The following is a 22242-nucleotide window of genomic DNA, read 5'->3' on the forward strand; positions in this document are numbered from 1 at the left end:
GCCGGACGAAACCGAGCCTCACCGAAATTTCCGCTGTTATTGCGCCGCAACCAAGATAGTGTCCCGTCGCCCGCGAGGACGGCCCATGGCTGGCCGGTGGGCCCTACTCCGACAGGATTGCCCCGATGTTCGAACGCCTGAGCCGCCAGCCCGACGATCCCCTGCTCGCTTTGATCGGCATCTTCAAAGCCGATCCGCGGGCCGACAAGGTCGATCTCGGCGTCGGCGTCTATCGCGACGAAGCCGGCCATTCCCCGATCTTCCGCGCCGTGAAGGCCGCCGAGCGGCTGATCTGGGAAAGCCAGAGCAGCAAGGCCTATGTGGCGCCGGAAGGCGACCAGACCTACCTCGACCTGCTCTGGACCATGGTCGGCGGCACCGCCTCGCCGGTGCATGCTGCCGGCGTGCAGACCCCCGGCGGCTCCGGCGCATTGCGGCTGGCTGCCGATCTGATCCGCCAGGCCGGCACCGGCAAGATCTGGCTTGGACTGCCGAGCTGGCCGAACCATGCCGGCATTTTCGCCGCCGCCGGGCTCAAGATCGAAACCTATCCCTATTTCGACGTCCCGTCGCAGAGCTTGCAGCTCGACAGCATGATCGAGGCGCTCCAGCGCGCCGAGCCCGGCGATGCGGTCCTGCTGCATGCGTCCTGTCACAATCCGACGGGGGCCCCGCTCGGCGCCGAGGATTGGGCGCGCGTCACCGCCGTGATCGCCGCGCGGGGTCTCGTGCCGCTGATCGATTCCGCCTATCAGGGTTTCGGCGCCGGCTTCGACGGCGATGTCGCCGGCTTGCGGGCGATGATCGCAGCCATCCCCGAAGCGCTCATCGCGGTGTCCTGCTCGAAATCCTTCGGTCTCTATCGTGAGCGCACCGGCGCGCTCTACGCCGTCGCTGCCGCACAGGCCGCAGCCGATACCGCGCGCTCCAACCTCGTCGCCATCGCCCGCACCAGCTATTCGATGCCGCCGGACCATGGTTCGGCCATCGTGAAGACGATCCTGGGCACGCCGGACCTCTACGACGACTGGCGCAGCGAGCTCGACTCCATGCGGCAACGTCTGGCCACGCTGCGACGCGCATTCGCCGACGCGCTGGGCGACCGCTGGTCGAACTCCCTGGCCATCGGCCGGCAGGAAGGCATGTTCTCGTTGCTGCCAGTGACGCCGGCTGACGTCATGGCCCTTCGCGAGAAGCACGGCGTCTACATGCCGACCTCCGGCCGGATCAACATCGCCGGCCTGAAGCTTGCGGACGTGGCGCGCGTCGCCGGACTGTTCAAGGCGCTCTGACCTCGCTGCAGACAGAGGACCGACGGCGTGGCTGAGGTGGTGCAGGAGCGTCACAAGCTCTATGAAGACGTGATGGCGCTGACCTTGGGCACGCTGTTCGTCTCGCTGGGCATGCTGATCTACAGCAAGACGGTGCTGCTGGTGGGCAGCACCGCCGGCCTGTCATTGCTGCTGAGCTACGTCACCGGCTACGGGTTCGGGATCAGCTTCTTCCTGCTCAACCTGCCCTTCTATGTGCTGGCGATCAAGCGCATGGGCTGGCCGTTCACGATCCGCACCTTCGTCGCCGTCGGCCTTGTCGCGGTGTTCTCGCGCCTGACAACAGGCTGGATCGACATCAGCCATATCGACCCGGTCTATGCCACGGTGATCGGGGCAGGCCTCACCGGGACCGGGCTGCTCATGCTGTTCCGCCATCGCACCGGCCTCGGCGGCATCAACATCCTGGCGCTCTATCTGCAGGAGCATTGGAAGATCCGCGCGGGCTATTTCCAGCTCGCGGTCGACACCCTGATCATGCTCGGCGCGTTCTTCGTCATCCCGGCGAACAGGCTGGCGCTGTCGATCCTGGGGATCGTGATCGTGAACATCATCATCGCGATCAATCACAAGCCCGGCCGTTATATGGCGCTGAGCTGAAGCGACCGGCCTTCGCCTGTCCAAGTCCCACCTGGAGAACCACCGCACCGCCCCGCTTCTGGTGCGCTGCACTTGCCAGACGGCTCATTCCATGTGATGAAGCTCTGGTATGCCAGCAGCCGAGGCAAGGCTTTGCCGCCTCCGTCCGCTCCTCGGAGCGTCCGACGGAGTCTTCGGTGCGACTGGCCGCCAATAAAAAAATCTCGCACGCAAAACCAATCTCTGGGGAGACCAAGGTATGGCACGCAATATTCTGATCCTCGGGGCCTCCTACGGCTCCCTGCTGGGCACCAAGCTGTTGATGGCCGGCCACAATGTCACGCTGGTCTGCCGCAAGAAGACCGCCGAGCTGATCAATCGCGAGGGTACCGAGGTCCGCATCAAGCTGCGCGACGAACCGGCGCATCGCTCGATCTTCTCGCGCGATCTGCCCGGCAAGCTCGACGCCGCCTCGCCGGATCAAGTCGATCTGTCGCGCTACGACCTCGTCGGCCTTGCGATGCAGGAGCCGCAATACACCAACCACACGATCCGCATGCTGATGGTCAAGATCGCCGAGGCGAAGCTGCCTTGCCTGTCGATCATGAACATGCCGCCGCTGCCCTATCTGAAGCGCATTCCGGCGCTGGCCAACAGCGATCTCGACGAGGCCTATACCAACGCCGCGGTGTGGGAGCGCTTCACGCCGGGCCTCGTGACCTTGTGCTCGCCGGATCCGCAGGCCTTCCGCCCGCCGGAGGAAGCTGCCAACGTGCTGCATGTCGGCCTGCCGACCAATTTCAAGGCGGCTGCCTTCGCGGACGACAAGCATACCGCGCTGCTGCGCGAGCTGGAGCGCGATATCGACGCGGTGACGCTCGACGGCCATGACGTGCCGGTGAAGCTGAAAGTGTTCGACTCGCTGTTCGTTCCGCTGGCGAAATGGTCGATGCTGCTGACCGGCAACTACCGCTGCATCACCCGCGGCGAGCCGCAGGCGATCCGCGATGCCGTGCACGGCGACCTCGCCCGCTCGAAGGCGATCTACGAGCATGTCGACGCGATCGCGCGCAAGCTCGGCGCCGATCCGAGCGACCAGGTGCCGTTCGAGAAGTACGCCAAGGCGGCCGAGAGCCTGCTGAAGCCGTCCTCGGCTGCGCGGGCCGTGGCCGCCGGCGCGCCGTTCATCGAGCGCGTCGACCTGCTGGTGAAGCTGATCGCCCAGCAGCTCGGCATGCCCAGCGCCGAGATCGACCAGACGGTGCAGACCGTCGATTTCAAGCTCAACGAAAAGATCGTGGTGGGCGGCTCGACGGCGCAATAGCGCAGAGCCGACGCCCGATCGATCAGGGCGCCGTCGTCGGTCATCATCGGTAAAGAGATGTGACTTTGCAGGAGCGCGCGGCCACTTCATGGTTCGCGCGTTCTTTGATTCAGATCGGTCGGACATCCGATGCCATATTCCGGGCCACTCGCTGTTCCGCTGCAGGCCCTGAGCTGGCTCGGCAATCAGGGCACGCGCGCGATCGTCGCCGTGCTCTTGGCCGCAATCGCGGTGCCGCCGCTTGGCGAGCTGCTGCGGCCCTACGTCACCGAAGCGATCTTCCTCTTGCTCTGCATCTCCTTCATGCGCGTCGACGTCGCGATGCTGCGCGCGCATCTGCGCCGGCCGCTGCTGGTGCTGTCCGCGACCGCCTGGACCACCATCGCCGTGCCGCTTCTGGTCGGCATGCTCACGCGCGTCACCGGGGTGGAGGCCGGCACGCCCGACCTGCACCTCGCCTTGATGCTGCAGGCGACCGCCTCGCCGATGATGGCCTCGCCCGCGCTCGCCGCCCTGATGGGGCTGGACGCGACGCTGGTGCTGATCACGCTGGTGACCTCGACCGCGCTGGTGCCGCTGACGGCCCCGTTCTTCGCCTATGTCTTCCTGGGCCAGACGCTGGCGCTGTCACCCGCAACGCTCGGGCTGAAGCTCGCCGGCATCCTCGCCGGCGCGGGCGTCGTCGCCACGCTCATCCGCCTGGCCTTCGGCTTGGCAGCAGTGCGCCGCCATCGCGCGCCGATCGACGGCTTCAACATCTGCATCCTGTTCGTGTTCGCGTCCGCGATCATGGCCCATGTGCTGGCCGACCTCGTCGCAACTCCGTTGCGCATGCTTGGCCTCGCAGTCCTCGCCTTCGCTGTGTTCTTCCTGCTGCTCGGGACCACGATGCTGCTGTTCCGCCGCTGTGGCCGCGAACGCGCGATGGCGCTGGGCATGATGGTCTCACTGCGCAACATGGGGCTGATGCTGGCGGCGACCGAAGGCGCGATCCCGGGCACCACCTGGCTGTATTTCGCGATGAGTCAGTTTCCGATCCACCTCGCGCCACAGCTGCTGCGGCCGTTCGCCGAACGGCTGCGCAAGCCGCCGTCAACCGTCGACGGCGATCAGGACCTGGTCAGTCCAGCGCGGAAATGAGCTGTGTGAGCTGATCGTCTGCCGCAAATCTCTTCCGCAGACGCCCCTGTTCAGACCGACAATCCACTGCAGGTCAGGACGATACGGGTCGCCCGCCACACCCAGGTCTTGCCGTCACGCGCCGCCTGCAAGCTGAAGACACGCTCGTTCCAGCGCGGATCATGCGCGAAGCGGATGTTCTCGATCACGAACGCCTGCTGCTGCCGCTTCCATTCGATGGCCCAGGCGAGATGCGCCTGCTCGAGTTGCTGTCGCAGCTTCGACAGCTCGATCACATAAGGGGATGGAAAGATGATCCCAAACCCCATGGAATTGCCGGCCATCACGCCATCTCCGCGATCGACAGCGCAAGACTATCCCGCCCTCGCCGCCCGCCGCAACGCCTGCGGCGGCTGGCCGAAAGCGCGAATGAACGCCCGGCGCATCCGCTCGGGATCGCGAAAGCCCGTGGCTTCGGCGACCCGTTCGATCGGCTGGTGCGAGGCCTGAACGCGATCGCGCGCGACCTCGAGACGCAGGCGTTCGATCGCCTTGGAGGGCGTGGTGCCGGTCTCGGCGACGAAGGCGCGGGTGAAATGCCGTGTGCTCATGCCGGCACGCTCGGCGAGATCATCGACGGTCAGGGGCGCATCGAGATGCTCGCGTGCCCAGGTCAGGAGATCGGCAAAGCGGCCGCTCGGCGCTTTCAGTTCGAGCAGCGAGGAGAATTGCGATTGGCCGCCGCTGCGGCGGTGATACAGCACGAGCTGACGTGCCGTCTTCTGGGCGATCTCCTCGCCGTGATCCTCGGCCACCATCGCCAGCGCGAGGTCGATGCCCGCCGTGATCCCGGCCGAGCTCCACACCTGGCCGTCGCGAACATAGATGCTGTCCGGCTCCAGCCTTACATTCGGATAGCTGCGCAGGAACTGCCGCGTTCGCTGCCAATGCGTGGTGGCGCGCCGGCCGTCGAGCAGGCCCGCTTCGGCCAGCACGAACGCTCCGGAACAGACGCTCGCGATGCGGGTGCCGCGTTGCGCGACCTTCCGGACGAAATTGATCGTGCAGGAACTGCGGCTCGCCGCCTCCACGCCGTCGCCGCCGGCAATCAGCAATGTCGAGAGCGCCGACGCCGGGCCGAACTTGCGCGCCAGCATCTCGGCGCCCGACGAGGAGCGCACCGGCCCCGGCTCCGCCGCGATCACCCGGAGCGCCGGGACAACGCGCGCATAGCGCGCGGCGATCTCGAACACCGAGATCGGCCCGGCGGCATCGAGCAACTGGAAATTCGGAAAGATCAGGACGCCGATCATCTGGGAGCTCCGCGGCCGCCATGTCTGGAAACGAGGGAACTTAGGCATATGAGCCAGAGAGCGGATCATGCAGGATGATCACCGTCAACCCCGATCGCAGCGAGCGCAGCCATGGCCGAACCGCTTTCCATTGCCTTTGTCCTCTTCCCGCATGTGACGCAGCTCGATCTCACCGGTCCCGTGCAGGTGTTCTCCAGCGTGCCCGGCGCGACGCTGCATCTGGCCTGGAAAACGATCGCGCCAGTGCCCACCGATTCCGTGCTCACGCTGCTGCCGACCACGACCTTCGCGGACTGTCCGCAGAGCGATATCATCTGCATCCCCGGCGGCTTCGGCGTGGACGCCATTCTCAACGACGACGAGGTGATCGGCTTCATTCGCCGCCAGGCCGCCGGCGCCAGCTACATCACCTCGGTATGCACCGGCTCGCTGGCGCTTGGCGCCGCGGGCCTGCTCGACGGCTATCGCGCCGCGACCCATTGGAGCGCGCGCGAGTGCCTCGCATTGTTCGGAGCCACGGTCAGCACCGAGCGGGTGTGCATCGATCGCAACCGCATCACCGGCGGCGGCGTCACCGCCGGCATCGATTTCGCGCTGACGGTCGTGTCGCAACTGCTCGACCGGCCGACGGCCGAAGCCATCCAACTCCGCCTCGAATACAATCCAGCGCCGCCCTTCTCGGCTGGTTCGCCGGACACGGCGCCACCCGAGGTGCTGTCACGGATGCTTGAACGGATCGCGCCATTCCGGACGCGTCGCGTCGAGGCAGCCGAACGCGCAGCCAGCCGGCTCGCGAGGACCGCAGGCTAGCGCCGAACGCTCGAGGTTGCCCACAAGAAAAGACCGCCCGGAGGTCCGGACGGTCGGGTTGAATTCCACGGTCAGCGGCTGCAGCGAATCAGCTGCCGGGCGTCCAGGGCTGATAGTCTCCGGTGGCCTTCGGGCGGCGACCGCTGGCCAGGGTCGATCCCGCGGGACGATAGGCGAGCGGCGTGCCGGTCAAATTGGGCTGGTGCGGCTTCTCCCACTCGCGCGGCTTGTAGCCGTCCTCGGTGGGCGGCACGTCGACCATGTGGTGCATCCAGGCGTGCCATTCCGGGGGGATGCGGCTGGCTTCCGCGAGGCCGTTATAGATCACCCAGCGGCGCTCGAAATGCAGGACCGGATCGATCTTGCCGCCGGCCGTTCGGTAATAGCGGTTCCCCTGCCCGTCCTGGCCCACGAGTTCGCCGAACCGCCAGGTCCACAGCTGCGTGCCGAACGTCTGGCCGTTCCACCACGTGAAGAGCTTCAGGAAGAACTGTTTCATGCGCGCGGGCCGGTGTTGTGAAGATCACGGCTCTGATGCCACCGCGCCCGCCACTTGTCCAGTGTTGCCGGCCGCGGCGATCCGGCCGGTTCAGCCGGGGGAACCACATTCTCCGGCTGCGGTTAGATCCTTTTCCCCTGATGGAGCGACACCGATGACGAACCTGAAGACATTGAGCGCCGCGGCGGCCGTGGCGCTGATCCTGCCGCTGGCGGCAGCAAGCACGAGCTTTGCGCAAGGCCCAGGTCCGGGCGGTCACGCCGGCGGTGCGGGCGGCGGCGCAGCCATCGGCGGCGGAGGTGGTGGCGGCGGCGCCATGGGCGGCGGTGGCGGCCGTGGGGCCATGGGCGGCGGTGGTGGAGCGATCGGCGGTGGCGGTCGCGGCTTCTCGGCGGGTCCAGGGCCCGGCGGCATGGGCGGCGGCGGTTTTGCCGGCCGGGCCGCAGCAGGCGGCGCCAACGTCTTTGCCGGCCGTGGTCCGGCGGCTGGCGCGAACGTCGCCATCAACAATGGCGGTGGCGGCCGTGGCGGTTGGAACGGCGGCAATTGGCATGGCGGCGGAGGCAACTGGCATGGCGGACATGGCGGTGGCTGGCATCATCGCGGCGGCGGCTTCTGGCCGGGCGTAGCAACGGGCGCCTTCATCGGCGGCGCGCTGGGCGGCTCCTATGCCTACTACAACGACCCGTATTATTACGGATCGGACTACTACAACGACTATTCCTATTATGACGACTCTGCGCCTGTCGCCGTCGTCGGGACGGAAGGCGTCGACCCCAGCTACTGCGCGCGGCGCTATCGATCTTACGATCCTGCGTCGGGCACCTATCTGGGCTATGACGGTCTGCGTCATCCCTGTCCGTAAGCGTCCGGCAATGACGGCACTGCTCTAACAAGGCGGCGGGGTAATCACCCGCCGCCTTGTCGCGTGTAGAAGTGCCTCATAGTTGTTCGTGCCTCATCGTTACGCGTTGTGTGTCCAGGCCGCCACGTCGCAGATTGATTTTGAACGAAATTTCCACATTGTGCCGTCCGGCGTGCAGATGAATTCAGCGAACAGGTCCAATATCCAATTCGGCCTTGATTCTTCTTTCCTCAGGGAATGGGCTGCTCGCAAGGGTATCGCTCTGCTGCCGATGCACAGACTGTTTCTGCCGTCCCGCGCCTTCTCACCCGCGGCGATTCAGCGTTTGCGCCTATCGCCGTCGAACGCGCCCGGACTTTCCATCAAGGAGGCGCACCTTGCCAAGACGTCATCGCTGCATCGAACATCAACTCCACCCTGCTGCCCGGAAGAGGCGCCAGTGGCATTCGACCACCCTCCGGGTTGATATGTCGCTGACCGGGCGCACCGGATGATCGGCCATCGCCTCGCATTGGGGCTCGGGCTGGGAACTCTGCTTGCGATCGGAGCGGCATCGACGGCGCTCGACATCAAGTCGCGCCATGACGCAGCCTGGGTCGATTCATCGCTCAACGTTCTGCAGAAGGCATCCGATCTGCGGTTGCTCCTGCGCGAGGTGGAGGCGTCCTCACGCGGCTTCGGGCTCACCGGCGCGGAGCAGTTCAACACCGAGTTCAACGACGTCAGGGCCCAAATTCCCACGGCTTTGTCCGATCTGCAGCGAAGCGCGGCGGACAGTCCCTCCGCGAGGAACCTGTTTGCCGAGACGGCCGCGCTGATCGACCGGAGGATTGATCTCGCCGCCGAATTGATCCGTCTGCGCGCGGCATCGGATCGCTCCGGGCTCGACGCGCTTGGCAGTCGCGCCGAAGGCCCGGCCATCATGGCCAGGATCACGGCCAATCTCGATCGCTTCGTTGCCGAACAGCGTCAGCTCCTGGCGCAGCGGACGGCGACCTCCAAAGCGACCGGCTCCCTGCTGCTGGCGATCGACCTGTGCGGGCTTGCGGTGCTCCTGCTCATCGCTGGATACCTCATCCGACGCACCTATCAGGACGACCGCACGCTCCGCGCCTCCCTGCTCCGTTCCGAGGCCGAAGCCGTCTCGCTGGCCGAGAAGGCCGAGGAACAGCACCGCGATCTGATGGCGGCGCATGAGAAGCTGCGCCATTCCGCCGAGATCCTGCAAAGCACCTTCAACAGCATGGCCGAGGGCGTGCTGGTGATCGATTCCGCCGACACGGTCGTATTCTCGAACCCCGCCGTGGAGCGTCTGCTCGGCTACCGTCCCGGCAGGAAGCTGTCCGAAGTTCGAGCCCGGCTTCGCGTCTATGAAAGCGACGGCGTGACGCAAATCGCAGGTCATGACCTGCCGACGCCGCGCGCCCTGCGCGGCGAGGCATTTGACCGTCGCGAACTGATCGTCCATCTGCAAGAGCGCGACGAGTTCTTGCGGTTGATGGTGAGCGGCCGGCCGTTGCGTGACGCCGCCGGCGCCATCACCGGGGCGGCGATGGTCTATCACGACATCACGATGGCGCATGAGACCGAGCGATTGCTGTATCAGGCGCAGAAGCTCGACGCGATCGGCAAGCTCACGGGCGGTGTCGCGCATGATTTCAACAACATGCTCACGATCATCACCGGCACGATCGAAACCCTCGCCGAAGAGGTTCAAGACCGCCCAGCTGCCGCCGCCACCGCAGCCCTGATCGGCCAAGCCGCAGACCGCTGCACCGAGCTGATCCGGCATCTCCTCGCCTTCGCACGCAAGCAGCCGCTGCATCCGCGCGACAGCGACGTGAACAGCACGATCCTCGACATCGCCAAGCTGCTGCGACCGACCCTCGGTGAGCAGATCGAAATCAACTCGATCCTCGATGAGGAAGAGCTGATCGCTCATATCGATTCGGCGCAGCTTGCCAACTCACTCGTCAACATGGCCATCAACGCCCGCGATGCGATGCCCAATGGCGGCAAGCTGCTGCTGGAATCGCGCCGGGTCGTGCTCGACGCCGCCTATGCCGCCGCCAATGCCGGCGTGGAGCCCGGCGCCTATGTCATGGTCGCCGTCAGCGATACCGGCACCGGCATGTCGACGGAGGTCCGAGATCGCGCGTTCGAGCCGTTCTTCACGACCAAGGAGGCCGGCAAGGGCTCAGGCCTCGGGCTCAGCATGGTCTATGGCTTCGTCAAGCAATCCGGTGGGCACATCAAGATCTATAGCGAGGAAGGCAAGGGCACCACGATCCGGCTCTATATTCCCGCACCCAAGGGGCAACCCGCAGCCCCGACGGCGCCTGATCCGCCGCCGCCCCGCGGCACCGAAACGATTTTCATCGTCGAGGACGATCCGCTGGTGCAGGATTTCGTGGTGGCGCAACTGCAGAGCCTGGGCTACCGGACCATCACGGCATCGACCGGAGTCGAAGCCCTGGCGAAGATCGAGGCCGGGCAGACCTTCGACCTTCTCTTCACCGACGTCATCATGCCCGGTGGCGTCAACGGCAAGGAGCTCGCCGAGGAGACGCTGCGGCAACGTCCCGGCATGAAGGTTCTCTACACGTCGGGCTACACGGATAACGCCATGATCGAGCATGGCGGCCTCGATCAGGACGCGCTGCTTCTCACCAAGCCCTATCGCAAATCCGAGCTCGCGCAGATGGTCCGCCTGGCGCTGCTGTCGGGCGCGGATGCCGGACCGCCCGCCGCCGTCGGCGGCGCTCTCGCCGGCTGATGCCCGGCCAGCACGCTGCGAATTGACGTCGCGCCAGATCGGCGCGGGCTCTGGATAATCGGCATGGAACCGCAAAGAAGAATTGGCAGAGCGCCATATATTGCTTAGGAATTGTCATTCCTAATAGCCTTATTAGCTGCGCAGAGGCGGCGAGCCCTCCATCACAACAATGCTTGATCGATCCCACGCGCAGTGCGCTGAAGAGCTCTTGCCATGATACGCCGGCGCGTGGCGATCGGCCTGGGCTTGGGAACCTTGCTTGCGGTGGGATCCGCCTCCGTGGCCCTCGACCTGAAGTCGCGCGATGACGCAGCCCTGGTCGATCACACCATGGAAGTGCTGCAAAAATCGTCCGATCTGCGGCTGCTGCTGCGCCAGGTCGAGAGCGCCTCGCGGGCCTTCGCGCTCACCGCTGACGATCGTTTCGTGGCCGAGTTCCAGGATGCGCGACAACGGGTTCCCGCGGCGCTCGCGGATCTGCTCCACGCGGTGAACGACAACGCGGCCCAGGTCACCCGATTGACATCCATCGACGAGGTGGTGAAGCGCCGCCTCGATTTGTCGGGCAGGCTCATCCAGCTTCGGGCCGCGAACAATCAGGCAGCGCTCGACAACCTGCTCGCGGGTGGACCCGGACGCGCGGCGATGGCGACGATCACCGCAACGCTGGACGCCTTCAATGCGGAGGAGCGGCGGCTGCTCGCGGCGCGCACGGAAACCTCGCAGCGCACCGGCGCGTGGCTGCTGATGATCGACCTGGCAGGGGTCGGGGTGCTGCTGCTGATCGCAGCCTACCTCATTCGGCGCGCCTACATGTCGGATCGAACGCTGCGCTCGTCGCTCAGCCGGTCGCAGGCCACAGCAATGTCGCTCGAGGCCCAGGCCCTGCAGCAACGTGGCGAACTCGCTGTCGCCTATGACGAGCTGCGGCGATCCTCGGCGATCCTGGAGAACACCTTCAACAGCATGGCGGAAGGCGTGCTGGTGGTGGATCCGGACGGCACCATCGTGTTGTCGAACCCGGCCGTCGGCGATTTTCTCGGAACGCAAACAGGCCGGACATTCGCCCAGATGGTGGTCGAGAACCGGTTCTTCGAGAACGACGGCATCACACCGATCCCGGACGACGACTTGCCGATCGCGACCGCCCTGCGCGGCCTGTCATTCGATCGCCGCGAGGTGGTGGTGAAGCCGGCCGATGGTCGTGCACAGGCGCGGCTGATGGTGAGCGGGCGGCCGTTGCGCAATTCTGCGGGCGCGATCAGCGGTGCCGTGCTGGTGTATCACGACGTCACCGAAGTGCATGAAACCGAGCGACTGCTGCAGCAGGCGCAGAAGCTCGATGCGATCGGCAAGCTCACCGGCGGCGTCGCGCACGACTTCAACAACATGCTGACCATCATCACCGGGTCGATCGAGGTGCTGATCGACACGGTGCAGGATCGCCCGGCGGCCGCCGAGCTGGCGGCGTTGATCAGCAGGGCCGCCGACCGCTGCACCGAGCTGATCCGCCATCTGCTGGCCTTCGCACGCAAGCAGCCGCTGCGGCCGCGCGACATCGACGTCAATGCGACCGTGCAGGACATCGCCAAGCTGCTCCGGCCGACGCTGGGCGAGCAGATCGAGATCAAGGCGATTCTCGCCGAGGAGGAGCTGGTCGCCCATGTCGATTCGGCGCAGCTCGCCAATTCGCTGGTGAACATGGCGATCAATGCCCGCGACGCGATGGCCGATGGCGGCAAGCTGCTGCTGGAGACGCAGAGTGCCGCGCTCGATGCGACCTATGCTGCCGCCAATCCCGGCGTGGTGCCGGGCCGCTACATCATGGTCGCCGTCAGCGACACCGGCAGCGGCATGCCGCAGGAGGTGCAGAACCGCGCTTTCGAGCCGTTCTTCACCACCAAGGAGGCCGGCAAGGGCTCCGGCCTGGGGCTCAGCATGGTCTACGGCTTCGCCAAGCAATCAGGCGGGCACGTCAAGATCTACAGCGAGGAGCATCGCGGCACCACGATCCGGCTGTATCTGCCGCCGGCGCAGACGGCGGAGCAGGTCGCCGCCGAGCCGGACATCGCGCTGCCGACCGGCCATGAGACGATCCTCGTCGTCGAGGATGACCCGCTGGTGCGCAGCTTCGTGCTGGCCCAGCTGCAGAGCCTCGGCTACACCACGCTGTCGGCCGCGCGCGGCCGCGAGGCGCTGGCGATCGTCGATGGCGACCAGCCGTTCGAGCTGCTGTTCACCGATGTCATCATGCCCGGCGGCGTCAGCGGCCGGCAATTGGCGGAGGCGGTGCAGGCCAAGCGCCCATCGGTCCGCGTGCTCTATACGTCCGGCTATACCGACAATGCGATCCTCGAGCACGGCCAGCTGCTCTCGGAGGCGCTGCTGCTGCTGACCAAGCCGTATCGCCGCGCCGAGCTCGCGCAGATGGTGCGGCGGGCGCTCAGCCCCGCGTCGCCAGCGCCACTGCGGCCAGCGTGAGCGCCAGCGCGGCCAGCTGCCCGGCCCCCAGCGGCTCGCGGAGCGCGATCGCCGAGGCGACCACGCCGATCACCGGGACGGCCATGGTGCCGATCGCTGCCACCGAGGCCGGCAGCCGCGCCAGCGCCGCGAACCATGTGACATAGGCGACGCAGAACTGGATCACCGTCGAGTAGAACATCAGCGCCCAGTCGAGCTGGTCGAGCCTGCTCCAGTCGGACTGTTCGATGACGAGGCCCACCAGCACGATCGGCACGCAGCCGATGCCGATCTGCCAGGCCGCCGCCGACAGCGGCGGCAGCCGGATCGGCAGCTTCTTCGCCAGCACCGCGCCGAGCGCGAAGCCGAAGGCGCCGCCGAGCACCATCAGGATGCCCGGCAGTTTGTCGCGGCTGGCCGCCAGGCCGTTGCCGCCCATCAGCGCGGCGAGTCCGGCGAAGGCCAGCAGCAGCGCGAGCACGCGCAGCCAGGTCGGCCGCTCGCCGAGGATCGGCCAGGCCAGGATCGACGCCCAGACCGGCATCGTATAGGCGATCAGCGCCGCCTCGCCGGCCGGCAGCCACAGCAGCGCCAGCCCCATCAGCACCATCCACACCGTGACATTGAGCAGCCCGGCGATGATCAGCCGCGGCCAGACCTCGCGCGGCACGGCCAGGCTCTGGCTCCTGAGGATCGCGAGCAGCGCCAGCAGCGCCGCGCCGACCACGCCGGTGCTGCCGCGCAGCGTCAGCGGTGGCAGCACGCCGACCAGATGCTTGGTGACGGGCCAGTTGAAGCCCCAGCCGAGCGAGGTCACGGCAAGAAACATCAGCCCGGCGGGCGTGATCCGCCCGCTGGCCTTCGGCGTGTCTGTCATGGAATCACCGGCGCGGTCTGCAGGATTTGCAGCTTGCCGGCGTTTTCCCGGCCACACCAGGGATTGTGGGGCATGCCTGCCCCGCACCAGCCCGTAAGTGGCCGTGAGTCGCGCCGATGCAACCGGAACACATCGTTCGCAGACGAATAAATTCCTGCCCTGTGAACAGCGGGGCGAAGCCCTGTGGATGACATCGCCGGCAAATTTTTTCAGTTTCGAATCCGCGAGGACTCGCCGATAGTTACGGCCATCACGATACCGGCAAATGGCCTGTTATCCCCCGCTTTCCCCCATATTTAGTGTTTGGTTTAGGAACCCGTACTAGTCCTTGACGGGCGGAGCGGAGTCGTCCTAGCTTCCGGCCCGGTTCGGCGCTTGATCGCGTTTGAAGTCTCGCCGGCCGCTTCCCAGAAGGGTTCGAGGACAACCACGCCATCCGGCCACAAGGCCCGGCGTGCGCGGCCTCGGCTGTCCCGCGCCGGGACGGAAGCGGACGGTGTCCTGCAGGGGAACCCACTAGATGTGGGGGCTCCTCTGCAGCGAGACGGGAGCAGGATGGCGCGCCTGGTGCGTGGTGAGCGTGAGGCGTCGAGAGCGTGAGGCGTTGAGACATGAGGCGGAGCGGGCAGCGGACGGGCTGCGCGCGCCGGCGACGAAGACGGGGCGAGACGCCGGACAACGGCGCGGCGGCCTGCCGCCTTCGAGGCAGAACAGAGACGGGCCGGGCGACCGGTTGAACTGCGGCGGCAGGCGGGTGTCCCGGGATCGGGACTCGCCAGCCGCCGCCCTTGGATGCAATGATCCCGGCCGCGAACGCGGTCCGGCAAGAACAATTGGGGCTCGCGATGCAGATTGAACGGCGCAACACCACCGAAGGACAGTCACCCTATGCAGGGATCGACTTCCGCCTGACCACGTCCGAGATCAAGAATCCGGACGGCTCGGTGGTGTTCCGGCTCGAGAATGTCGAGATCCCCGAATTCTGGTCGCAGGTCGCCTCCGACGTGCTGGCGCAGAAATATTTCCGGAAAGCCGGCGTCGCCGCGCGCCTGAAGAAGGTCGAGGAAGAGAGCGTGCCGTCCTGGCTGTGGCGCTCGGTGCCCGACACCGACGCGCTGGCCGCCCTCCCCGAGACCGAACGCTACGGCAGCGAGCGCTCCGCCAAGCAGGTGTTCGACCGCCTCGCCGGCTGCTGGACCTATTGGGGCTGGAAGGGCAACTACTTCTCGTCGGAAGAGGACGCGGTCGCGTTCTATGACGAGCTGCGCTTCATGCTCGCCAAGCAGATGGTCGCGCCGAACTCGCCGCAATGGTTCAACACCGGCCTGCACTGGGCCTATGGCATCGATGGCCCCGGCCAGGGCCATTATTACGTCGACTACAAGACCGGCAAGCTGACCAAGTCGAAATCTTCCTACGAGCATCCGCAGCCGCATGCCTGCTTCATCCAGGGCGTCGAGGACGACCTCGTCAATGACGGCGGCATCATGGATTTGTGGGTGCGCGAGGCGCGCCTGTTCAAATATGGCTCCGGCACCGGCTCCAACTTCTCCAGGCTGCGCGGCGAAGGCGAGAAGCTGTCGGGCGGCGGCCGCTCGTCCGGCCTGATGAGCTTCCTCAAGATCGGCGACCGCGCTGCGGGCGCCATCAAGTCGGGCGGCACCACCCGCCGCGCCGCCAAGATGGTCGTGGTCGACGCCGACCATCCGGACATCGAGGCCTATATCGACTGGAAGGTGAAGGAGGAGCAGAAGGTCGCAGCCCTCGTCACCGGCTCCAAGATCAACCAGAAGCACCTCAAGGCCGTGATGAAGGCCTGCGTCAATTGCGAGGGCTCCGGCGACGACTGCTTCGACCCCGAGAAGAACCCGGCGCTGCGCCGCGAGATCAAGCTCGCGCGCCGCGCTTTGGTGCCCGACAACTACATCAAGCGGGTGATCCAGTTCGCCAAGCAGGGCTATAAGGACATCGACTTCCCGATCTACGACACGGATTGGGATTCGGAAGCCTATCTGACGGTGTCCGGCCAGAACTCCAACAATTCGGTGTCGCTGAAGGACGACTTCCTGCGCGCGGTCGAGACCGATGGCGATTGGAGCCTGATCGGCCGCACCAACAAGAAGGTCGTGAAGACGCTGAAGGCGCGCGACCTCTGGGAGAAGATCGGCCACGCCGCCTGGGCCTCGGCCGATCCCGGCCTGCACTTCAACACGACGATGAACGACTGGCACACCTGCAAGGCGTCCGGCGACATCCGCGCGTCCAATCCGTGCTCGGAATACATGTTCCTGGACGACACCGCGTGCAATCTGGCCTCGGCCAATCTGCTGACCTTCTACAACACCGAGACCAAGCATTTCGACGTCGGCGCCTATGAGCATCTCTGCCGGCTCTGGACCGTCGTGCTCGAGATCTCCGTGCTGATGGCGCAGTTCCCGTCGAAGGCGATCGCCGAGCTGTCCTACGAGTTCCGCACGCTCGGCCTCGGCTATGCCAATATCGGCGGCCTGTTGATGACCATGGGCCTGTCCTATGACTCGAAGGAGGGCCGCGCGCTGTGCGGTGCCCTGTCGGCGATCATGACCGGCATTGCCTACAAGACCTCCGCCGAGATGGCCGGCGAGCTCGGCCCCTTCCCCGGCTACAAGAAGAACGCCGCGCATATGCTGCGCGTCATCCGCAACCACCGCCGTGCCGCCAAGGGCGAAGCGACCGGCTATGAGGCGCTGTCGGTCAACCCGGTGCCGCTCGATCACGCTCATTGCCCGCAGGTCTCGCTGGTCAGCCACGCCATCCAGGCCTGGGACGACGCGCTGGCGCTCGGTGAGGTCAATGGCTATCGCAACGCCCAGGTCACCGTGGTCGCCCCCACCGGCACGATCGGCCTGGTGATGGATTGCGACACCACCGGCATCGAGCCTGATTTCGCGCTGGTGAAGTTCAAGAAGCTGGCCGGCGGCGGCTACTTCAAGATCATCAACCGCGCGGTGCCCGCGGCGCTGCGCGTGCTCGGCTATCGCGAGAGCGAGATCGCCGAGATCGAGGCCTATGCGGTCGGTCACGGCTCGCTGTCGAACGCCCCCGGCGTCAACGCCACGACCTTGAAGGCCAAGGGTTTCACCGACGAGGCCATCGCCAAGGTCGAGAAGGCGCTGCCAACCGCCTTCGACATCAAGTTCGTGTTCAACAAGTGGACGCTGGGCGAGGACTTCATCGTCAAGCAGCTCGGCGTCTCCGCGGACGCGATCGCCGCCCCGAATTTCGAGCTGCTGTCGGCCATCGGCTTCACCAAGCGCGAGATCGAGGCCGCCAACGTGCACATCTGCGGCGCTATGACGGTCGAGGGCGCCCCGCATCTGAAGGCCGAGCATTATGCGGTGTTCGATTGCGCCAATCCCTGCGGCAAGATCGGCAAGCGCTACCTCTCGGTCGAGAGCCACATCCGCATGATGGCGGCGGCGCAGCCGTTCATCTCGGGCGCGATCTCCAAGACCATCAACATGCCGAACGACGCCACGGTCGAGGACTGCAAGGCGGCGTATCTGCTCTCATGGAAGCTCGCGCTGAAGGCCAACGCGCTCTACCGCGACGGCTCGAAACTGTCGCAGCCGCTCAACTCGCAGCTCATCGCTGACGACGAGGACGAGGACGATGCGGTCGAGTCCTTCTACGAGAAGCCGATGGCCGCGCGCGCCACGCAGGTCTCGGAGAAGATCGTCGAGAAGCTGGTCGAGCGCATCGTGGTGATGCGCGAGCGCGAGAAGATGCCGGATCGCCGCAAGGGCTACACCCAGAAGGCGGTCGTCGGCGGCCACAAGGTGTACTTGCGCACCGGCGAGTATGATGACGGCCGCCTCGGCGAGATCTTCATCGACATGCACAAGGAGGGCGCGGCGCTGCGCTCCTTCATCAACAACTTCGCCATCGCGGTGTCGCTGGGTCTCCAGTACGGCGTGCCGCTGGAGGAGTATGTCGACGCCTTCACCTTCACCCGCTTCGAGCCGGCCGGCCCCGTCCAGGGCAACGACTCGATCAAATACGCGACGTCGATCCTCGACTACGTGTTCCGCGAGCTCGCCGTCAGCTACATGTCGCGCTTCGACCTCGCCCATGTCGACCCGTCCGAAAGCAATTTCGACGCGCTCGGCCGCGGCGTCGACGAAGGCAAGCCATCGGAGGACGGCCCGAGCCAGCAGGCCGCGAAATACGTCTCGCGCGGCCTGACCCGCTCCCGCACCGACAACCTCGTGGTGATGCGTGGCGGCTCCTCGTCACCCTCCCCTGCAGGGGGAGGGTCGATCGGAAACTCCGCTTCCGATCGGGGTGGGGTGAATCTCACCGCCCTCTCCCATGCCCGCGCCGGCGATTCCATCGACGGCGCCGTCGCCCTGAAGCAGGAGCCACAGCACGACCTCTCGCCCACCGAGAAGCTCGAGGCCCTGCAATGGAGCAAGGCCGGCACGGCGAACACGCAAGTCGCCTCCAAGGCCGAACGCCGCGCCGAAGCCAAGGCCAAGGGCTACGAAGGCGAGATGTGCTCGGAGTGCGGCAACTTCACGCTGGTGCGGAACGGCACCTGCATGAAGTGTGATACGTGCGGCAGCACGACGGGGTGCAGCTGATAGCAATTGGCTGTTACTATCGTGTATTTCTCGACGGATCTGCGCAGCAGAGCAAATGACAGCTGCGCAGATCCGGCAAATACGCAACGATGACTTTAAAGATGGCGAACAAACTCTTTCACGTCTTCATCAGCTCGACATACGCTGACCTTCAGGAGGAACGTCAGCGCATAAGCGAAGCCCTTTCGAAAGCTGGTCACGTTCCTGAAGGAATGGAACTATTTCCAGCGTCAAGCCAGAAGCAGTTCGATTTTATTAAGCGCATAATCGATCGCTGTGACTACTACGTGATCGTCTTGGCCGGCCGGTATGGTAGCACCCTCCCAGACGGAAAGAGCTTCACCCAACTGGAATACGAGTACGCTCTTCAAAAAGAGCTACCTACACTTGCATTTCTGAGATCGGACTTAAATCAGCTTACCGTAGCGAAAGTCGAAGCTGATGCAGAAAAATCTCGACGCCTTGATGAACTCCGAAAACGTATCGAACAAAGCAGTTTAGTCGATTATTGGACCGCCCCCGACCAACTGGCCACGAAAGTAGTCGCAGCGATTGCACAAGAAGTCGCGGCAAATCCCGGAATTGGCTGGATTAGAGGCGACAGAGCAGCTTCTGATGAACTGCTTAACGAAATAAACGATCTTCGCAAGGTCAACGACGAACTAAGGAGCGCACTAGCCCAAGCGCAACCACGCATCTCAGTCCCCAATCTAGCTAAGCTCACCGATACATTTGAGATTCATTACGAATACAAAACCAACCGCTCGGACCTTAAAAGAAGCTCGACTATAAAACTCACTTGGCAAGAAATTCTAGCGATCGTCGGGCCAGGGCTGAGAACGACATCGAATACGTCGGCAGTCCATACGGCACTTGACAGTTACCTGAAGGATGTCGCGCGTCATTCTTATAGTTTTGTATCGTTTTCAACGACGGACAAGAAGCGGATTCTCAACCAACTTGAGCTACTAGGCTATGTGAAAGGCACCATCTACAATCTTCAAGGCGGCGGACAAGGCCTATTCTACCAACTTACCAGCAACGGCGTTGCGGAAGTTGTTCGACTAAACGCCGTCGTTTCAAATACATTGGAAAACACTGAGAGCGTAGAACGGATTGGCGAAGCGTAATCCGCCGGTTGGCCGGACGTGCACCTCCACCTCTTCTCCGATCTCCACGCCGACATGGCCGACATCAAGCCGATCGAGCCCCTGCCTGGGGTCGATGTGGTCGTCGTCGCCGGCGATGTCTGCGAGGGGGCGGTGAACGGGTTTGCGCGGCTGCGCGGGATCGTGGCCGAGGACGTGCCGATCGTCATGGTGATGGGCAACCATGAATACTATCACCGCACCTACCCCGAGGAGCTGAAGCTGGCGCGCGCCGAGGCGGCGCGGTTCGGGTGCATCTGCTGGAGAACGACGCGGTCGTGCTCGCGGGCGTGCGCTTTGCGGGCGCGACGCTGTGGACCGACTATGCGATCTTCGGCGCCGGCTCCGAGGTCCACACCATGGCGGTCTGCCGCGACCGCATGAACGACCATCGCCGCATCACCTGGCGCAAACAGCCCTGGCTGCGCTTCCGGCCGCAGGAGGCGCTCGGCCTGCACCGGACCTCGCGCACCTGCTCACGGGTCTCCTGGAGACGCCGTTCGACGGCCCGACCATCGTCGTCACCCACCACGCCCCCGGCTGGGGCTCGGTCGCCGAGCGCTATCGCAACGACCGCGTCACCGCCGCCTACGCCTCCGATCTCTCGGCGCTGATCCTGGCCACCCAGCCGACGCTGTGGGTCCACGGAATTACGGTGACGCTGCACTTTACTGACTGATCCGCATTGTCTGACCTCATCCGGCATGACCGGGTTCAGACCCCGGCCATGCCGGACGATTCCCTCGCTCAGCGCAACCCGCCCGTCACGTGCAGCGTCTCACCGGTGACATAGGACGCATCATCCGAGGCGAAGAACGCGACGGCGGCGGCGATCTCCTCGGCCTTGCCGACGCGGCCGAGCGGCGTGGTGGATTCGATCCATTTGCGCATGTCGCCCTCGTGCAAGCCAGCCGCGACGACGCCTTCGGTCACGATCATGCCGGGATTGACGGTGTTGACGCGGATCTTGCGCGGCGCGAGCTCCTTGGACAGCACCGCGGAGATCGCGTCGACCGCCGCCTTGGTCGCGCTGTAGACGGCGGTGTTCGGCGGCGTCAGCGTCGAGACGCCGGAGGAGATGTTGACGATGCTGCCGCCCGCCGGATTGAAATGCCGCGCGGCTTCCTGCGACACCAGCAACAGGCCGAGCACGTTGAGATCGAACTGGCTGTGGAAATGCTCCGGCGTGATGCCGTCCAGCGGCGCGAAGGCGTAGACGCCGGCATTGTTGACGAGGATGTCGATCGGGCCGAATGCCTTGACGGTCTCGGCGACCACGCCCTTCACCTGGCCGGTATCGGTCAAATTGCCGCCGACGGCGACCGCCTTGCCGCCCTTGGCGGCGATCGCGGCCACCACGCGTTCAGCGCCCGCTTTGCTGGCGCTGTAATTGACGGCGACCGCGGCGCCTTCCGCCGCCAGCCGCGCCGCGATCTCGGCGCCGATCCCCTTGGATGCGCCGGTCACCAGCGCCACCTTGCCTTCGAGTCTCCTGGTCATCTTGCTCTCCTTGCGCCGCGGCGCTCATTCAATTGTTCAGAACTAGTGAACTATTGAACCGGCGCAAGGGCGTCGCTATATGATTTTTCATGGCGCCCTTGTTTCACCCCTCGCGGGAGGACATCACATTGGCCGGCGTGCTCTCGGCGCTGGCCGATCCGATGCGGCTGCGCATCGTCAAGAGCCTGATGCAGCAGAACGACTGCATGTCCTGTATCGAGGCCGCGCCCTGCCCCGATATTCCCAAATCGACGCTGTCGAACCATTTCCGGATCCTGCGCGAGGCCGGCCTGATCCAGACCACCAAAAAAGGCGTCGAACACCGCAACGTCGTGCGCGAGGCCGACATCAACGCCCGGTTTCCGAAGCTGCTGAAGACGATCGTCGGCTATGCCGAGTAACCGCAGCGGAGAGCGTGCCAAGGCGCGCGGCTGACCAGCCGCCCGGCTTTTCACCCTCGCATGTCATGCATCGTCATTGCGAGCGAAGCGAAGCAATCCGGGGCCGGCAAAGACTCTGGATTGATGAGCTCCGCGCGCAACAACGGAGACAGGTCGCGGTCGCGCCGCCGCTACTTCTCCTCCTCCATCGTCACCGCCACGGCGCCCACCGCCGACAGGCGGACCTTGCCGCCTTCGATGTCCGCCACGAGGCCCTTGTCGATGAAGTGATGATGCCCCTTGTGGCTGCCCTCGCCGCTGTCCTTCCTGGTCAGCTTGATGCGGTTGCCTTCGACGCGGTCGACGGTGCCGACATGCGCGCCGTCGGCGCCGATGACTTCCATGTGTTCCCTGATGTCCTGCATCATGGAGCGCTCCGTGGCTGATGCTCTGGGTCGAGTTGCGTCAACCGGCGGATCGGGCATGGGTTCCTTGCGACGCCTGCGCAACACGGAGGCGTGGACCGGCCCCGCCACGCGCGGAGAGGCCATGCGCATGAACGCCGATTTCCAGCGTCGTCTCAAGCTGATTTGCCCTGTCCAGCACTTCGGCAAACACTAAACCTATTTCGCCGTTACC

General features: G+C 65.2%; 20 protein-coding genes. 14 read left to right on the forward strand and 6 right to left on the reverse strand.

Annotation, left to right across the window (positions count from 1 at the left end; all coding sequences use genetic code 11):
• Window positions 1–125: 125 nt before the first annotated feature.
• The 4 genes from HL671_RS16730 to HL671_RS16745 all read left to right on the forward strand — a co-directional run bounded on the left by HL671_RS16730 (window position 126) and on the right by HL671_RS16745 (window position 4374).
• Window positions 126–1292, forward strand: coding sequence for an amino acid aminotransferase (locus tag HL671_RS16730; RefSeq protein ID WP_012044279.1), 1167 nt, complete (start codon window positions 126–128; stop codon window positions 1290–1292).
• Between the two features lie 27 nt (window positions 1293–1319).
• Window positions 1320–1931 carry a YitT family protein gene (locus HL671_RS16735; RefSeq protein ID WP_172237053.1) on the forward strand — a complete coding sequence of 204 codons (612 nt, stop codon included), beginning with the start codon at window positions 1320–1322 and terminating at the stop codon, window positions 1929–1931.
• A 238-nt stretch (window positions 1932–2169) separates the two neighbouring features.
• On the forward strand, window positions 2170–3234 hold the full coding sequence (locus tag HL671_RS16740; protein ID WP_012044281.1) for a ketopantoate reductase family protein: 1065 nt from the start codon (window positions 2170–2172) through the stop codon (window positions 3232–3234).
• A gap of 129 nt (window positions 3235–3363) precedes the next feature.
• Window positions 3364–4374, forward strand: a complete 1011-nt coding sequence (locus HL671_RS16745; protein ID WP_172237054.1) for a Na+-dependent transporter — start codon at window positions 3364–3366, stop codon at window positions 4372–4374.
• A gap of 50 nt (window positions 4375–4424) precedes the next feature.
• Here the strand turns inward: HL671_RS16745 and HL671_RS16750 are convergent, their stop codons facing one another.
• Both HL671_RS16750 and HL671_RS16755 read right to left on the reverse strand, forming a co-directional pair.
• The gene (locus tag HL671_RS16750; protein WP_172237055.1) at window positions 4425–4697 is read right to left on the reverse strand and encodes a protein-tyrosine phosphatase family protein; all 273 of its coding nucleotides are present in this window, start codon (window positions 4695–4697) and stop codon (window positions 4425–4427) included.
• A gap of 30 nt (window positions 4698–4727) precedes the next feature.
• The gene (locus HL671_RS16755) at window positions 4728–5666 is read right to left on the reverse strand and encodes a GlxA family transcriptional regulator (protein ID WP_172237056.1); all 939 of its coding nucleotides are present in this window, start codon (window positions 5664–5666) and stop codon (window positions 4728–4730) included.
• 111 nt (window positions 5667–5777) lie between these two features.
• Here HL671_RS16755 and HL671_RS16760 point away from each other — a divergent pair, with 111 nt between their 5' ends.
• On the forward strand, window positions 5778–6476 hold the full coding sequence (locus HL671_RS16760; protein ID WP_172237057.1) for a DJ-1/PfpI family protein: 699 nt from the start codon (window positions 5778–5780) through the stop codon (window positions 6474–6476).
• Between the two features lie 88 nt (window positions 6477–6564).
• Here the strand turns inward: HL671_RS16760 and HL671_RS16765 are convergent, their stop codons facing one another.
• Window positions 6565–6975 carry an NADH:ubiquinone oxidoreductase subunit NDUFA12 gene (locus tag HL671_RS16765; RefSeq protein WP_012044286.1) on the reverse strand — a complete coding sequence of 137 codons (411 nt, stop codon included), beginning with the start codon at window positions 6973–6975 and terminating at the stop codon, window positions 6565–6567.
• Window positions 6976–7129: 154 nt separating this feature from the next.
• Between HL671_RS16765 and HL671_RS16770 the strand changes: the two genes are divergently transcribed.
• The 4 genes from HL671_RS16770 (at window position 7130) to HL671_RS16785 (ending at window position 13097) form a co-directional block, all read left to right on the forward strand.
• Window positions 7130–7840 carry a BA14K family protein gene (locus tag HL671_RS16770; RefSeq protein WP_172237058.1) on the forward strand — a complete coding sequence of 237 codons (711 nt, stop codon included), beginning with the start codon at window positions 7130–7132 and terminating at the stop codon, window positions 7838–7840.
• Window positions 7841–7922: 82 nt separating this feature from the next.
• Window positions 7923–8306, forward strand: a complete 384-nt coding sequence (locus tag HL671_RS16775) for a hypothetical protein (protein ID WP_172237059.1) — start codon at window positions 7923–7925, stop codon at window positions 8304–8306.
• Between the two features lie 24 nt (window positions 8307–8330).
• Window positions 8331–10616: a CHASE3 domain-containing protein gene (locus HL671_RS16780; RefSeq protein WP_012044288.1), complete on the forward strand. Its 2286-nt coding sequence runs from the start codon at window positions 8331–8333 to the stop codon at window positions 10614–10616.
• A gap of 213 nt (window positions 10617–10829) precedes the next feature.
• Window positions 10830–13097: a CHASE3 domain-containing protein gene (locus tag HL671_RS16785; RefSeq protein WP_172237060.1), complete on the forward strand. Its 2268-nt coding sequence runs from the start codon at window positions 10830–10832 to the stop codon at window positions 13095–13097.
• Here the strand turns inward: HL671_RS16785 and HL671_RS16790 are convergent.
• The gene (locus tag HL671_RS16790; protein WP_172237061.1) at window positions 13060–13953 is read right to left on the reverse strand and encodes a DMT family transporter; all 894 of its coding nucleotides are present in this window, start codon (window positions 13951–13953) and stop codon (window positions 13060–13062) included. The two genes, HL671_RS16785 and HL671_RS16790, sit on opposite strands and share 38 nt — an antisense overlap.
• Window positions 13954–14798: 845 nt before the next feature.
• On the opposite strand from HL671_RS16790, the gene HL671_RS16795 reads away from it, so the two are divergent.
• The 4 genes from HL671_RS16795 (at window position 14799) to HL671_RS38375 (ending at window position 20402) form a co-directional block, all read left to right on the forward strand.
• Window positions 14799–18575, forward strand: a complete 3777-nt coding sequence (locus HL671_RS16795; RefSeq protein ID WP_172237062.1) for a vitamin B12-dependent ribonucleotide reductase — start codon at window positions 14799–14801, stop codon at window positions 18573–18575.
• 101 nt (window positions 18576–18676) lie between these two features.
• Window positions 18677–19705: a DUF4062 domain-containing protein gene (locus tag HL671_RS16800; RefSeq protein ID WP_172237063.1), complete on the forward strand. Its 1029-nt coding sequence runs from the start codon at window positions 18677–18679 to the stop codon at window positions 19703–19705.
• 54 nt (window positions 19706–19759) lie between these two features.
• Complete coding sequence (locus HL671_RS38370) at window positions 19760–20107, forward strand: metallophosphoesterase (RefSeq protein ID WP_246579501.1); 348 nt, start codon at window positions 19760–19762, stop codon at window positions 20105–20107.
• Complete coding sequence (locus HL671_RS38375) at window positions 20037–20402, forward strand: metallophosphoesterase family protein (RefSeq protein ID WP_246705878.1); 366 nt, start codon at window positions 20037–20039, stop codon at window positions 20400–20402. Before HL671_RS38370 ends, HL671_RS38375 begins: the two co-directional genes overlap by 71 nt.
• Window positions 20403–20470: 68 nt before the next feature.
• Here HL671_RS38375 and HL671_RS16810 read toward each other — a convergent pair whose 3' ends face one another.
• Window positions 20471–21223 carry an SDR family NAD(P)-dependent oxidoreductase gene (locus tag HL671_RS16810; protein ID WP_172237064.1) on the reverse strand — a complete coding sequence of 251 codons (753 nt, stop codon included), beginning with the start codon at window positions 21221–21223 and terminating at the stop codon, window positions 20471–20473.
• Between the two features lie 89 nt (window positions 21224–21312).
• Here HL671_RS16810 and HL671_RS16815 point away from each other — a divergent pair, with 89 nt between their 5' ends.
• Window positions 21313–21624 (forward strand): ArsR/SmtB family transcription factor, encoded by a 312-nt coding sequence (locus HL671_RS16815; protein ID WP_012044296.1) that lies wholly within the window; start codon window positions 21313–21315, stop codon window positions 21622–21624.
• A 170-nt stretch (window positions 21625–21794) separates the two neighbouring features.
• Here HL671_RS16815 and HL671_RS16820 read toward each other — a convergent pair whose 3' ends face one another.
• Window positions 21795–22028, reverse strand: coding sequence for a DUF2171 domain-containing protein (locus tag HL671_RS16820; RefSeq protein WP_041751534.1), 234 nt, complete (start codon window positions 22026–22028; stop codon window positions 21795–21797).
• Window positions 22029–22242 lie beyond the last annotated feature (214 nt).

Origin of the sequence: Bradyrhizobium denitrificans, from assembly GCF_013179005.1 — a bacterium.
Taxonomy (GTDB): domain Bacteria; phylum Pseudomonadota; class Alphaproteobacteria; order Rhizobiales; family Xanthobacteraceae; genus Bradyrhizobium; species Bradyrhizobium denitrificans.

Excerpts from the sequence above, each read along its gene's own strand:
- HL671_RS16800 (WP_172237063.1), top strand. The coding sequence starts at position 18,677 with ATGGCGAACAAACTCTTTCACGTCTTCATCAGCTCGACATACGCTGAC.
- HL671_RS16750 (WP_172237055.1), bottom strand. The coding sequence starts at position 4,697 with ATGGCCGGCAATTCCATGGGGTTTGGGATCATCTTTCCATCCCCTTAT.
- HL671_RS16785 (WP_172237060.1), top strand. The coding sequence starts at position 10,830 with ATGATACGCCGGCGCGTGGCGATCGGCCTGGGCTTGGGAACCTTGCTT.
- HL671_RS16765 (WP_012044286.1), bottom strand. The coding sequence starts at position 6,975 with ATGAAACAGTTCTTCCTGAAGCTCTTCACGTGGTGGAACGGCCAGACG.
- HL671_RS16745 (WP_172237054.1), top strand. The coding sequence starts at position 3,364 with ATGCCATATTCCGGGCCACTCGCTGTTCCGCTGCAGGCCCTGAGCTGG.
- HL671_RS16780 (WP_012044288.1), top strand. The coding sequence starts at position 8,331 with ATGATCGGCCATCGCCTCGCATTGGGGCTCGGGCTGGGAACTCTGCTT.
- HL671_RS16770 (WP_172237058.1), top strand. The coding sequence starts at position 7,130 with ATGACGAACCTGAAGACATTGAGCGCCGCGGCGGCCGTGGCGCTGATC.
- HL671_RS16760 (WP_172237057.1), top strand. The coding sequence starts at position 5,778 with ATGGCCGAACCGCTTTCCATTGCCTTTGTCCTCTTCCCGCATGTGACG.
- HL671_RS16810 (WP_172237064.1), bottom strand. The coding sequence starts at position 21,223 with ATGACCAGGAGACTCGAAGGCAAGGTGGCGCTGGTGACCGGCGCATCC.
- HL671_RS16820 (WP_041751534.1), bottom strand. The coding sequence starts at position 22,028 with ATGCAGGACATCAGGGAACACATGGAAGTCATCGGCGCCGACGGCGCG.
- HL671_RS16755 (WP_172237056.1), bottom strand. The coding sequence starts at position 5,666 with ATGATCGGCGTCCTGATCTTTCCGAATTTCCAGTTGCTCGATGCCGCC.
- HL671_RS16730 (WP_012044279.1), top strand. The coding sequence starts at position 126 with ATGTTCGAACGCCTGAGCCGCCAGCCCGACGATCCCCTGCTCGCTTTG.
- HL671_RS16795 (WP_172237062.1), top strand. The coding sequence starts at position 14,799 with ATGCAGATTGAACGGCGCAACACCACCGAAGGACAGTCACCCTATGCA.
- HL671_RS16740 (WP_012044281.1), top strand. The coding sequence starts at position 2,170 with ATGGCACGCAATATTCTGATCCTCGGGGCCTCCTACGGCTCCCTGCTG.
- HL671_RS16815 (WP_012044296.1), top strand. The coding sequence starts at position 21,313 with ATGGCGCCCTTGTTTCACCCCTCGCGGGAGGACATCACATTGGCCGGC.
- HL671_RS38370 (WP_246579501.1), top strand. The coding sequence starts at position 19,760 with ATGGCCGACATCAAGCCGATCGAGCCCCTGCCTGGGGTCGATGTGGTC.
- HL671_RS16790 (WP_172237061.1), bottom strand. The coding sequence starts at position 13,953 with ATGACAGACACGCCGAAGGCCAGCGGGCGGATCACGCCCGCCGGGCTG.